We start from the raw sequence: 12,621 nt of genomic DNA, 5'->3' as shown, positions 1-12,621 counted from the left end.
TTGTTCTAAACTTTCAATCACTGTTCCTTTGCATTGAATTAAAATGCAATAAACAATGATTTCAAGCATACCAAAATGGGTAAGTAATTTGTTCGAAGGCACGCTTCGAACAAACGCAAAAGTTTTAGAAACTTCCTATATCAGTTCACAGATTAAGAAAATTCGTTTTCAAGGAGATATATCAAAAATGAATTTTCAGATTGGCTATGCCAATGTGCTTCGTGTTTCAGAAACTGAATACAGGAATTATACGGCAGCTTATCACGACAAGGCAAAAGGAATAATAGATATCATCTTTCATATACATACCAATGGCGTTGGAAGTAACTATTTTGATTCCCTAAAAGCAGGCGATGAAACTTATATTGGTCCCTCAAGGGGAAAAAAGTTGTACGATCCCAGCGTAGAAAACCAATTCTTTTTTGGCGATGAAACTTCGTTGGGTCTTGCTTGTTCGTTATTACCCCTATTGAAAAACAATAATCATCAATTTCAATTCTATTTTGAATTGGATGAAGAAAACAAAAACGTTCCCGAACTTTTGGGGTTAGAAAACTTCACTGTTTTCCAAAAAAACGGTTCATTCAGAAACGAAAAATGGATAGGCAATTTGCCTTTGTTCAAAACTGACGAATGGACTAATGCCAATTTTGCGTTAGTAGGAAACGTCAAATCTGTTCAGGTATTCAGAAAAGTGCTAAAAAACAAAACCCAAGGGAATGTCTATTCTCAAGGATATTGGCTTGAAGGTAAAAAAGGGTTATAACTACTAAAATTATGAAATATGATTTATGTATTTAAAACCTCGGTTAAAACAAAAAAGGCCATAAAAGGACTGGTGTCAAAATTTAAGCATCTTATTCCAAATTCTAAATGGAATTTTGACCTGGAAGACTGCGACAAAATTCTTCGTATTGACAGCCAGTTTGAAATACGAGAAACAACCATAAAACTACTTGAAGACAATGACTATGAATGTGCAGAATTGCCCGACTGAATGGAAACAAGGGCAGCGGCTAATAGCGGTTTTGCGTAAGGAAGGGTGACTTCGGATAATCATTTGCACTAAAATCTCTGCCTTCGGCAAGTCGCCCACTGTTAGTCAGAAGGCAAAAATGATACATCTTAAAACAAACAGAAATGGGAATTATTAAAAACATATTGAAACGGGTCCTCAAAGAGAGCATAATCGTTGAAAAACAAAAAATATCGGAAACGGCCTACAAAATTCGTGTAAAAAGTGAAGACATAAAAAACGCTGAATTTGTTGCAGGTTATTTTTTGCGTGTTGGTATCGGTTTGACAGAAGAAAGTTTGACAATGCAGGACTTTGTGAGAAGTTATTCTGTTTGGGAGATTGACCAAACTAACGGAACGCTTGACTTGGCAATCGCAACACACAGCAACGGTTCAGGTGCTAAATGGATTGAACAACGAAAAGTAGGCGACAAAGTTTACTTCACTTGGAAAAAAGGAAACTTCATTGTAGACAAAAGCGCAGACAGTTATTTAATGGTTGGCGACTTATCGGCATTATCTCACTTGTATATGATTAGACGAAACTTGCCCAAAGACAGACAAATTGAAAGCATTTTATACAGCCAACACAAAAATGAAGTATACGCCGACATTGACGGAACAACACCTTTTGAATTTTACGAATTGCCTCAAAATCCGACAGAAGAAATTATCAATAAAATCAAAGAAATTATTCCAAAATTGAAAGGGAAAACGATAGTTTATGTTGGTGGCGACAGCAGAGTTTGTGTTGCACTAAACCAATTCTTCAGACGAGAGTTAAATTGGGACACGAAACTAATAAAAACGAAACCATTTTGGAATCCAGACAAAAAGGGACTTGAATAAAATACCCCAACTGCTAACAAGGAATTTTAAAAACCATCACAACCTACCCTAAGGAGTATTTGATAGCAAATTTTCCTCTCGACTTGAAAAGCTTAAGACAAGTTCAAAATTTTTCAGCAAGCAATCGAAACGTTAATTTAGTGTTGACGAAATTTAGTAGATAACCTGAATTCGTATAGGCCTTAAAACAAATAAGCCCTCTAATGAGGGCTTATTTGGTAACACTATAAGTTATACTAAACTTTTGGTTGGCGGACAAGGATTCGAACCAACGCTAATATTCTTGTTTACTAGCCATTTTAAGCCCTTAGCTTAACATAGTGTACCCAAATTTGCTCATTGTAGCAATAAAAAAAATAGCAAATCTGGCTAAGGATACACTATCCGACTTTCCCGCCAATACTTCAATTGTATGGGCTTGACTCCTTACAGTTTCCCTAAGTTCCTTTACAGTTGCTTCCAATTCTGCTAAGTATCTCATTAAATAGCCATCTGGCTGTGCTACTTCATACACTTTTTCAGCATATAACTTGTCATCTTGATTCAATTTGTCAAGAATAAACTTTGAAGTAACTCCTAAAGCTGTAGCCCATTGGCTAATTTTATCAATAGACATGTTTTGTTTATTCCAAGTGTCATAAACGCCTTGTCTAGTTATCTGCATACGTTCAGCCAATTCTATAGCAGAAAGGTTCTTCTCCTTAGCTAACTGCTTGATAATAAGTCCTATACTTTTAGTTTGTGTTTCCATTGAAAATATATTTATTCCTATTACTTGACTTTTTAACTCCTATAATCTTACATTTGTTCGACATTTAAAGACATTAAGTGCCAAACGTTGACAAATTAACGTAAAAACCGACAAAAAATGTCAAGTAAAATCTAATTTATTATCAAACGGTTTAAATCCATGATGAACCAACTTACACCTAACCAAAAACGTCAGCTCGCCGCTGCTCTATTCTCCTACTTCGGCGACCGACACCCGACCAGAACTTGGCTTAAACAAGCCTACGAAACCCAAAAATACGGCCATGAACGAACCTTACTTCGTAAAATGGAGAATCAAGGTGCTAAACTCTCCGAAGCCGATGCCGATTGGGTTATTGACAACCTTATCCCAAAATTTGACCCGCTCCACTTCCGTACCCTCTTCATTAGAACCCTCAACGCTATGCCTGAAGAGTTTGGCTACTCCCTTCCCGCTCCCAACTCCCTCACCCCTGCCTAAGCCTCCAATCAGTTGCTAACATGACTCCTGATACCCTGCGTAAAGCCCAAAACCTGCAAGACCAAATCCGACAGGTTCACCTCGATGCCCAAGAGTTCAAAACCTGTCTCAACTTGGCCGCCATGCGCTCCAAATCAGACCATCGCTTTGACGCTCACGAACTCGCTAAAGGACTCAAAACTATCGTCGAGCTATGGGAAGCTAAACATACCCAACAGCTACAAAAAATCTATGATAACCTCTAATACCAATATATACCATGCAAAACTTTATCGCCCCTCCCCTCGACCATACTGACCTCGAAATCCTTGACCAATTAATGACCGACATTGAACCCAAAGATGCCCTCTATTTGCTCAAAACTTTCATGAGGGTTTGGATTGAATCCGAAGACATCAATGGTAAACTTGCCACCGAAAGGTCGGGGCTTTATTTCTCCTATGAGTCCCTGATTGATTTCTTTGAGAAGCTTCAGAAAAACCAAGACCGTTTCCACTGTCATTGCACTCCAGTACCACCATCTAAGTAGGTACTGGACAACAATAAAGCCGATGGTAACGCATCGGCTTTATCTTATCAATCTAGCTAAAAAGTGGGAAGTGACTTTCTCCCCCCTCAAAGATACTAAAATGCCCATAGAATCTACTCCTATTCCTGAGTCTGTCCCCTCCTATTTCCAACAGCGGTTGACTCAATTGGCCATCACCCCCGAACTCAATGAGTTGACAGCCGCTTCTTTTACCGACGACTACGCCCGACAAACTTTCCCCATTTTCTCCGAAAACCTAAGCGGCGATATTCTCATTCGATACGCGGGTATCAATGGTTGGAAGAGCTTCTTCAAAGGAAAATCACAAGAGGCCGCGTATGTACGTACCCGTTTACACCCCTCTCGATGCACCAACGGAATGCCCAAATACCTCACCCCACGCGGGGCAGGTACGGAGGTTTTCTTCCCGCCCACGATTTTGGAGGCATATCATCAGGCTACCGAGCTTAAAACCCTCGTCGTCACCGAAGGGGAGTTCAAAGCCTTCAAAGCCTGTATGCACGGACTCGCTTGCGTGGGCGTACAAGGTATTCACAACACCCACGAAAAAGACCCCAATGGAGGAAACACCCTCAACACCGAACTACAAGCCGTGATTCGTCAATGTCAGGTCAAAAACCTGATTTTTCTCCTTGATAATGACTGCCTTACCGTCGAGTATGACGAAGATAAAGACCTCGCCAAAAGACCTACCTTGTTTTACAGTGCCGTCCGCAATTTTCGTGAGTACACCAAACACCTCGAATGTGACGTTTACTTTGCGCATCTCAACCCCGAAAGGCCCGAAAAGGGCATTGATGATTTGTTTTGTGAGCAAGCCGATAAAGTCCCCCAAATCGTCGAAGAACTCCTCAAATTCAAGCTCAAAAATCCTTACTTTTTCATCGAAAATGTGACGGATAAAAGCCTCAAAAAGCTCAAAAGTTACTTTGGTATCGACAACGCCGAATCCTTCTATTCCAAGTACGAAGAGGTTTTGACCGACAAAAAATTTCGCTTCAATGGCTATTTCTACCAATACAACGGCCTCGAACTTAAACGGCTCGTATCGGATGCTATCAACAACTTCGTGCGCATTGGGGATGATTACTACGAAGCCTACCAAAAGCCCAACAAAGAGGAACGAATGGAAACCGTCTTTGACAAACGAAAGAAAGTCACCATTACCGACGATTACGGTAAAGATGCCCATTTGTTCATCAAACGCTACAAAGGATTTTGCCTCGTTCCCTCTCACCACAACTACCGACGCGAAATCAACCAGTGCTACAACACTTACTATCCGTTGAGTCATCAGCCCCAAGCGGGTAGCTACGAAAACTCGCTCAACCTGCTCAAACACATCTTTGGCGATAAGCTTGAATTTGCCCTGGACTACATGCAACTTCTCTACCAACGTCCCGCCCAATTGTTACCCATTTTGCTGCTCCAATCCAAGGAACGCGAAACGGGTAAAAGTACTTTTGGTCAGTGGCTTAGGGATATTTTCGAGTCCAACAGCGTCAAGCTTGGCAATGCCGATTTACAGGGGGATTTCAACAGTGCTTTTGTGGAAAAATTGTTGATTGTGGTCGATGAAACGAGTTTGGAAAAGAAGGCCACTTCCGAGGCTATCAAACGCATGTCGACCGAAGTGGGAAAGGTCATCGTCAAGAAGAAAAGCGTAGCTGAGTACGAAACGGACTGGATTGGTAAGTTTGTGTTTTGTACCAACAACGTGGGTACTTCGCTCTACATCGGAAAGGGGGAAACGCGCTACGCCGTGTTTACGGTACCACCTTTCCCCAAGGAGAAAAAAGACCCCCACATGCAACAAAAACTCAGGGAGGAGATTCCCGCTTTTTTGCATTTTCTTTTGAACCGTGAGTTACACTACCCCCAAAAAGGGCGTATGTACTTTGATTTTGAGGTGTACAAAACCAATGAGCTAGACGAGGCCATTGATGCCAACATTTCGGTGGTTGAGCGTGAAATCAGAAACTACATTCAAGATTGTTTCGATACATGGCCTTATCTGAAGGAATTATCTTTTACGGCCAAAGACCTTGCCGATGAGCTAAAAGACAACTCCAAATTCATTGACCGTGTAGCATTGGTCAGGAGTCTGAAAAACGACTTAGAATATACGCCTACCCCAACATCTACACGGTACCAGTTTTACAGTTTGAAAGCCTTTTCGATTGTTCCCGATGATTTTTCTCCCGTATCGCGGGTGGGTAAATGTTACTGCATCCATCGGGAAATTTGGGAAATTGGAAAAGTACAAATTCCAGAACCACCACCAGAATTACCGTTTTAAGCCAACGAAAAAAGCCAAGTATCACAAAATGAGATACTTGGCTTTTTTGTGTAACTACTTTGTAACTAAATCCCCAAAAAGAAAAGTTACAAAGTTACAAGCCAAAAGGGGGTGTTGCAGGACTGAAAGTGAGATTTTCAAAAAAGTACCTCTAAAAAAGTTACAAAGTTACAATGAGTAGTAAGTAGCAGATAATCACTTTATTAGCCATGTAACTTTTTTAAAAAAAATAGTTACAAAAAGTTACAATTAGTTACAAATTGCTATCTTGTAACTTGTTACTTTTGTAACTATTTTTTGGTGGGTTTTCACCAGTGGTGCAAACCCACCAAGCCCGATTCTTTGAAAAGTACACAACACAGCTGTTTTAAAACCTCTTTACCATGATTTTGTTTGCTTCCAAGCTAGTAGTGAGTATTATAGTTAGTCCGCAATATTTATGACGGTACTAGGAAATCTGTGGTGAGCTAACACATACTATTGATAAGTTGAGTGAAAAGCCACTTAAGTTAAACTTGTTGTATAATTTATGAAAAGAACTAAAATAGTTCTAATACAATTAATAGCAATTGCAACTATAGTTTACAATAACTCAAAACAAATCTACTAGATGTAAATTTTCAGTAAATACAGAGAATTCAAAAAAATTGAACCATGCAAAAAACTCTGCTCTCCTTCTGTTTATTAAATAAAGTTTTCAATGATGGCACAATAATACCATTTCAAATAAAACAGAAGAATAATAAAAAATATATTTAACAAAAAACAATCAAAAATACTCAACAAAATGAAAATTATTAGCATACAAACATATAACTATAGGAATCTAGATAATTGCTTCATACAATTTGAAGAAAATTGCAATTTTATTGTTGGGGAAAATAATCTCGGGAAATCTAACTTAATATTATTGTTAAATACTTTGTTTACTCAAAGAGCTTTCAAAGAAAATGACTTCAAAGATATTTCATCTCCTATCAGCCTTACAATAGAACTAAAACTCAACCAAGAAGAAATAGGACATTTTCAAGATTTGTTTACTCCAGAAGAGTGTTCAAGAATCACCATAAATGCCTTACAAGAAACCGTCGAGGACTCAATCTATTTTTTCCACAAAGAAACAGGATTATACATTCCCAATTCTTTAATTAGGAATATAAATTACATATATTACGATTCTTTAAGAAATCCTATAACTGAAATAAATTTTGATAAAGGTATAGGTGTTGGAAAATTCTTAAAACATATAATATCTCAGCATTTCAAAAATGGCAAAAACAAGGAATATGATTTTATAAAAACCGAAAAATTAGATGAACTACTAGCATCAATTAATAAAGTAATTAGCAAAATAAAATCTTTTAAAGACTTTAACATTGAAGCATCAAAAGATGAAAGCATAGAGAATATGCTCTCAAAAATCATAGTATTTAAAGATGACATGGGTAGTAACTTAGTAAGAGCAGGATATGGTGTTCAGTTTTTAATACTTGCTACACTATCAATCCTTGAAAAGTTACAGTACATAAAAAACCAAAGAGGAGATAAAGGAATATTTGAAAACAAAGAGGGAAAAAAATTCATTTCGTTAGTAATTGCCTTAGATGAACCAGAGATTCATTTACACCCTTACATGCAAAGATCTTTAATCAAATACTTGAACTCTATTATATTTAATGAGAATAAAGAATTTCAAGAGTTAGTTAAAGATCTATTTAATATAGATGAATTTATTGGACAAATAATCATCGCCACTCACTCTCCCAATATTCTACTCAACAATTACAAACAAATAATAAGATTTTTTCCAGAAAACAAAAAATCTTGCATTATATCAGGAACTCAAATACATATACCTCCACATCTAAATAAGCATCTTCACATAAATTTTCCATTTATTAAAGAGGCTTTTTTTTCAAGATGTGTGATTTTTGTTGAAGGTGATAGTGAATTTTCAAGTTTTCCTCTATTTGCAAACACAATGTCTGTTGAGTTAGACGACCTTGGTATTTCTATAATTCAGGCGCGGGGAGATAGCATACAACAATTAATGCAAGTTGTAAGTTATTTTAGTATTCCCTGCATAGGAATAGGCGATAGCGATGGCAAAAAACAAAGCAATGAAGAAGCAAATTATTATGTTACTAATAAGAGAGACTTCGAAGAAGAATTATCATTTTTAATAGACATTGAAAAGGAAGTTGTTTTAAAAAATATCATAATTGAACACGATGAAAAAGGCATAGAAAGAAAAATAGAAGCTGAAACTCTTAATAAAAGATTAATAGACAAAAGTGGCAACAAAAAATACAATTTAAATACAACTAACTACAAAAATGATTTAACATTATCTCAAATAAAAAATTCAGATAGAGAAAGTTTAAAGTCATATTATATTACGTGGTTTTCTATTAACAAATCTTATTCCTTGGGTTTGTTAATTGGAAACCATCTTTCTAAAGAATCAATACCGTCTATTTATAAAGAAATTATATTAAAAGCCCAAAATTTAGCAAAAAATGCACAATCTTGAAATTATAATAGAACGTATAAAAGAAAGGCACCAAGGTGATGTTCACCAACTTAATGCCATTTTCTCTCCTTCAAAAAGGCTACTTATAGAAGCTCCCGCAGGCTACGGAAAAACAAATACGATGATAAGTAAAATAGCATACATGATTGCTACAAGAAAAATACCTACTCCCAAGAAATTATTAGCTCTTACGTTTAGTGTTAATGCGGCCTATAAAATAAAAAGAGATGTAACAGAACAGGTACCTCATTTACTAGGAACCACAAAGGAGGTATCTATTTCAAACAAAGTAACTGTATCAAATTATCATGGTTTTTGCAGAGGCGTTTTAAAAAAGTATGGATACCTACTCAATCCTAATCTTTTCAATATTGACACGTTTCATTCTATAGATGATAGTGAGGAACAAAAAACACAAAGTATTATAGAAACCATTCCTTACGAAAAAGCATTATTACTAGCTCAATTCAACCAAGAGTTAAAGAAAAAAAACAAAACTTATATAGAGGAGAATATTTCAGTTTACTGTAAAATAGTTTTAGAATACTTAACCCCTAAAAACTACACAACTCACAACTCTATATTAACACTAACTAAATATTTATTTGAGCTACACCCTCAGGTTCTATCTTTTTACACAAAATATTATTCAGCGCTATTAGTTGACGAATTTCAAGACACAAATATTTTAAGTTTCGAAATACTAAACTTATTGATAACATCAGAAACACAAGTTGTTTTACTTGGAGATTCACTTCAAAGAATATATGGTTTTATTGGAGCAATAGAAAACATATTAAATATATCTTCACACAAGTTCAATATGGAAACAATAAAACTTGAAAAAAATTACCGATTCTCATCTAATCAAGAAATGTTATTACTTGATAACATTATACGAGAAAATGCAAAAAAAACAGAAAAATTAACAACAGATAAAGAATGCAAAATTCACTTAAAAATATACCCAGATCAAAAAACCGAAGCATGGAATGTTGCCCGTTTCACAAAACAAATCCTTGAAAAGTATCCAAACAAAAAAATTGCCATATTAGTTAAACAACGAAACAAAAATACTAATCTAATAATAGAAGAATTAGACAATCAAAACGTCCCTTATTTTTATGCTCTATTTACTGATAGTGACCCAGATTATATTTTATTCCACAACATTTGTCTTGAAAAATTCATAGACATAATATCTACAAGAGATATAATATCAAAAAGATCATATTTAGAACATATCAATTTTGTCAAAAAATCATACTCTCCTGCTTCGCCTAATAATTATGACTCAATGATTTTACTTTTGGAAGCTTTTTGGCTTAAGGTATTTAATGAATTTTCATCATTTGACAATGATGAAAAAATTTTCTACATAAAAGACACTTTTGAACACTATGGATTAAAGCAACATATTGGTTCTTTAAATATTGACACTATTATTTCTACGATACATGGTGCAAAGGGATTAGAGTGGGACTATATTATTTTACCTGATATGGAACAAGATTCTTTTCCTAATTATAATGGAATGTGTAGTTCATGTAATTATAGAACAGATTGCAATTTTACAATTGACAAAGAAAATGAAACAAAATTCCTTGAAGAACTTAGTGTGTTTTATGTAGCTGTCACTCGTGCTAAAAATCAAGTATTATTTACAGCTAGTAAATTTAATTATAATAATATAAAAAAAAACCTAAGTTGTTTTTTAAAATTGCCTGGGATAAAATACTACTAAACTTTTAAATACCCCTCACTTCAACCGACTAAACCTGACAGGGTCAATTTTGAAGTAGTCACAGAAAGTACGTACCGTAATCAACCGTAGCCCCAACTCCCTACGTATTTTCGCCATCTTGTATTCGGCATACTTCGTCGAGAATATACCATTGCGGTCTAACAACTTCGCATTCACTTCTACTTCATAAGGTATCTGGAATTCTTCTAGCGGTCTCATCGAACTATAGGGAGGTTTACTTTTGTGCTACATTAACATTTGTCAAACAAAAAAACTTACTTTTAGGGTAATTTACAACTAATAACCTTACATATTTCTAGCGGATTCCTAACTATGTTTTTGGAATCCGATTCCTACTACACACCTACTTATTTAGGAATCCGATTCCTGTTTGATATATACCCCTTTTTGGATTCGGATTCCTAGGATTCCTTGGATTCCTCAAGGAATCCTGCCTTTTTCGAGGATTCCGATTCCTTGGATTCCTAGGAATCCTCCATTTCCTTGAGGAATCCGATTCCTGTTTGGATTCCTTCGGTTCCCATTGGATTCCTTAGGATTCCCCCGCTTCTCCCATGTTTCCCCCTATCCCCCTTTGTAAGCTTATTTCCCCCTCCCCAACTTCGCCCAAAACCAAGCCTAACGCCCATGTTCCCCCCTCTCCCTAATCCCAACGCTCCACGTGAGTCTTACACCCAACAAGTCTCCCTCAAAATCGGTATCTCCCTTGAACAAAAGTTCCTCCGTCTCGCCCAAATGCGGGCCACTCACGTCAACAACATTTTCCGCGAAGCCCTCGCCCAATTCGTCGCCAATCCCCAAGAAGCTCATTCGACCGCCCCCGAGTTGCTCCAACGATTGCAAGCCCTCGAAGCCGAAAACCAACAGCTTCGGCAGCTCATCCCTGCCCCCTTGTCGGCTGAACAAATCGCCTACGATGCCTTCTGTAACCCAACCGTCATCGAAGCCATTCGCGACATCGCCCAACGCGTCGAAAACGCCGACATCGACCTTGATGCCGAAGCCATTCTTCATCAGTTCATGACCTTCATCCCTCAAATCCCATGAGACTCGTCATCATCGATGATAACCTAACCATTGTGGAAGATTTTGGGGAGTTTGAACCTGACTTAGCCAAGGCTTTTTTTGTGGATGCCATCGCCGCCCTCGAATTCCAACAGCAATTGCCCCCTATCATGGTGCAAAACGAAGTCCAACTCCGTTTGCTCACCGATACCCTTGCCCAAATGGGTCTGCTCCACCAAAACCCCCAAGCAATTCAACTGTGGATGCGGCCTTTCATCGCCGAGGAAATCATGCGACTTCAGCAACGAAAGGGACTCCTTGCCCGAACTGCCCATACGCTCGACGCCTACCGTGAAAAAGTCTTCGACTGGCTCAAATCCCATGCTTTCGCGGGGGTATCCCGACTGCTCTCCAATCTCCTCAAACGTCTCTCCCGTTAACTGCCATGTTTCCTGACCTTAAACAAAAGTATTTGGGTATCATCGCTAACGATGCCGCCCAAGCCGCCGCCAATGCCACCAAACGCATGTTTGAAGGTTCGCTCGCCCAAAAAAGAGCTGAACTACCCTCCCAAACGCCCCCGCGTGTCGAGACCTTACCTTTTCAAGCTTCGTCCACCCCCACTACCCACCAGCTGCCACCGCCTGATACGGCGGTACCCAACCCCTTGTTGGCTCCTTACTTGCCTCCTGCTCCCGTTGTCAAACCGCAAGTCGAGGAAGAAAAGCTCCGTAGCATGGCCAAGTGGAAAGCCACCGTCAACCTCAAATACGTCGAAACCATTTCCCGTTTTGCCCGTGACGTGTTGGGGGGTATGGCCGCTTCTGACCTCATGGTCGAAATGGTCGAAAGACTCGAATCAAACGATGCCGCCCTCTCTGAACACGACCGTGAGATGGCCCAGGGAATGCAAAAGGCCGTCGACCGACGTCGTAAGATTGAAAAAGCCAAATCCGCGATCCTCTCTGACCTTGAAGTCATTGCCATTTACGAGGAAATCATCTTTCAGCAAATGAGGGAACAAAACCTCCGTGGCGAACTCCAACTCCAAAGCCCCAACGAGTTCTTTTGGAGTTTGACCCTCATCACCGTCGCCGAAATCGGTAGCGCGGGGAAGGAGGTCATCGCCGAAAAAATGTCGGGTGCCGTTGCCAAGTTCAAACCTAAATCCAAACACCCATGAACCTGAAAGGTAACACTTGGTTGGTCACTGGCTCCCGCGACGTGGGTAAGACCTTCACGGCTATGCAGCTCGCCGAAGAGTTTTTTTTGAGTCCCGTTTGCCCTAAGTCTATCGTCGTTTTTGACCACTCCAACAACGATTCTTATTTGCAGTACCCCCTGCACCCTTTGACCCTGCCACAAATCCCCC

At 38.5% G+C, this 12,621-nt stretch carries 14 protein-coding genes; 12 read left to right on the top strand and 2 right to left on the bottom strand.

Translation table 11 applies throughout. From position 1 onward, the window contains the following. Positions 1-55 precede the first annotated feature (55 nt). Both P1X15_RS30990 and P1X15_RS30985 read left to right on the top strand, forming a co-directional pair. A complete protein-coding gene (locus tag P1X15_RS30990) occupies positions 56-766 on the top strand; it encodes an FAD-binding oxidoreductase (RefSeq protein WP_277341986.1) in 711 nt (236 codons plus the stop codon). Positions 767-1,140: 374 nt separating this feature from the next. Further along, a complete protein-coding gene (locus P1X15_RS30985; protein ID WP_277341985.1) occupies positions 1,141-1,866 on the top strand; it encodes a siderophore-interacting protein in 726 nt (241 codons plus the stop codon). 307 nt (positions 1,867-2,173) lie between these two features. Here P1X15_RS30985 and P1X15_RS30980 read toward each other — a convergent pair whose 3' ends face one another. After that, positions 2,174-2,617 (bottom strand): helix-turn-helix domain-containing protein, encoded by a 444-nt coding sequence (locus tag P1X15_RS30980; RefSeq protein WP_277341984.1) that lies wholly within the window; start codon positions 2,615-2,617, stop codon positions 2,174-2,176. Positions 2,618-2,776: 159 nt separating this feature from the next. On the opposite strand from P1X15_RS30980, the gene P1X15_RS30975 reads away from it, so the two are divergent. From P1X15_RS30975 to P1X15_RS30950, 6 genes are all read left to right on the top strand, one after another. Further along, entirely contained in the window at positions 2,777-3,097 is a 321-nt protein-coding gene (locus tag P1X15_RS30975; protein ID WP_277341983.1) for a hypothetical protein, read from the top strand. A 20-nt stretch (positions 3,098-3,117) separates the two neighbouring features. Then, positions 3,118-3,342, top strand: a complete 225-nt coding sequence (locus P1X15_RS30970; RefSeq protein WP_277341982.1) for a hypothetical protein — start codon at positions 3,118-3,120, stop codon at positions 3,340-3,342. Positions 3,343-3,356: 14 nt separating this feature from the next. Further along, positions 3,357-3,626, top strand: coding sequence for a hypothetical protein (locus P1X15_RS30965; protein WP_277341981.1), 270 nt, complete (start codon positions 3,357-3,359; stop codon positions 3,624-3,626). A 22-nt stretch (positions 3,627-3,648) separates the two neighbouring features. After that, the gene (locus P1X15_RS30960) at positions 3,649-5,946 is read left to right on the top strand and encodes a DUF5906 domain-containing protein (RefSeq protein WP_277341980.1); all 2,298 of its coding nucleotides are present in this window, start codon (positions 3,649-3,651) and stop codon (positions 5,944-5,946) included. A 787-nt stretch (positions 5,947-6,733) separates the two neighbouring features. Then, entirely contained in the window at positions 6,734-8,479 is a 1,746-nt protein-coding gene (locus P1X15_RS30955) for an ATP-dependent endonuclease (protein WP_277341979.1), read from the top strand. Continuing rightward, complete coding sequence (locus tag P1X15_RS30950; RefSeq protein WP_277341978.1) at positions 8,466-10,223, top strand: UvrD-helicase domain-containing protein; 1,758 nt, start codon at positions 8,466-8,468, stop codon at positions 10,221-10,223. The genes P1X15_RS30955 and P1X15_RS30950 overlap by 14 nt, the downstream gene beginning before the upstream one ends. Before the next feature lie 15 nt (positions 10,224-10,238). On the opposite strand, the gene P1X15_RS30945 is transcribed toward P1X15_RS30950, so the two are convergent. After that, positions 10,239-10,442, bottom strand: a complete 204-nt coding sequence (locus P1X15_RS30945) for a hypothetical protein (RefSeq protein ID WP_157585752.1) — start codon at positions 10,440-10,442, stop codon at positions 10,239-10,241. Between the two features lie 429 nt (positions 10,443-10,871). On the opposite strand from P1X15_RS30945, the gene P1X15_RS30940 reads away from it, so the two are divergent. The 4 genes from P1X15_RS30940 to P1X15_RS30925 all read left to right on the top strand — a co-directional run. Beyond that, the gene (locus P1X15_RS30940) at positions 10,872-11,291 is read left to right on the top strand and encodes a hypothetical protein (RefSeq protein ID WP_277341977.1); all 420 of its coding nucleotides are present in this window, start codon (positions 10,872-10,874) and stop codon (positions 11,289-11,291) included. Beyond that, positions 11,288-11,689 (top strand): hypothetical protein, encoded by a 402-nt coding sequence (locus tag P1X15_RS30935; RefSeq protein WP_277341976.1) that lies wholly within the window; start codon positions 11,288-11,290, stop codon positions 11,687-11,689. The genes P1X15_RS30940 and P1X15_RS30935 overlap by 4 nt, the downstream gene beginning before the upstream one ends. 5 nt (positions 11,690-11,694) lie before the next feature. Then, entirely contained in the window at positions 11,695-12,432 is a 738-nt protein-coding gene (locus P1X15_RS30930) for a hypothetical protein (RefSeq protein WP_277341975.1), read from the top strand. Then, a partial coding sequence (locus P1X15_RS30925; RefSeq protein ID WP_277341974.1) for a hypothetical protein occupies positions 12,429-12,621 on the top strand: 193 nt, incomplete at its 3' end. The genes P1X15_RS30930 and P1X15_RS30925, both read left to right, overlap by 4 nt.

The organism is Runella sp. MFBS21 (assembly GCF_029433105.1).
Classification (GTDB): Bacteria; Bacteroidota; Bacteroidia; order Cytophagales; family Spirosomataceae; genus Runella.
Note: the sequence above shows the minus strand (reverse complement) of the source record. Positions and strands in the feature narration are given on the sequence as shown.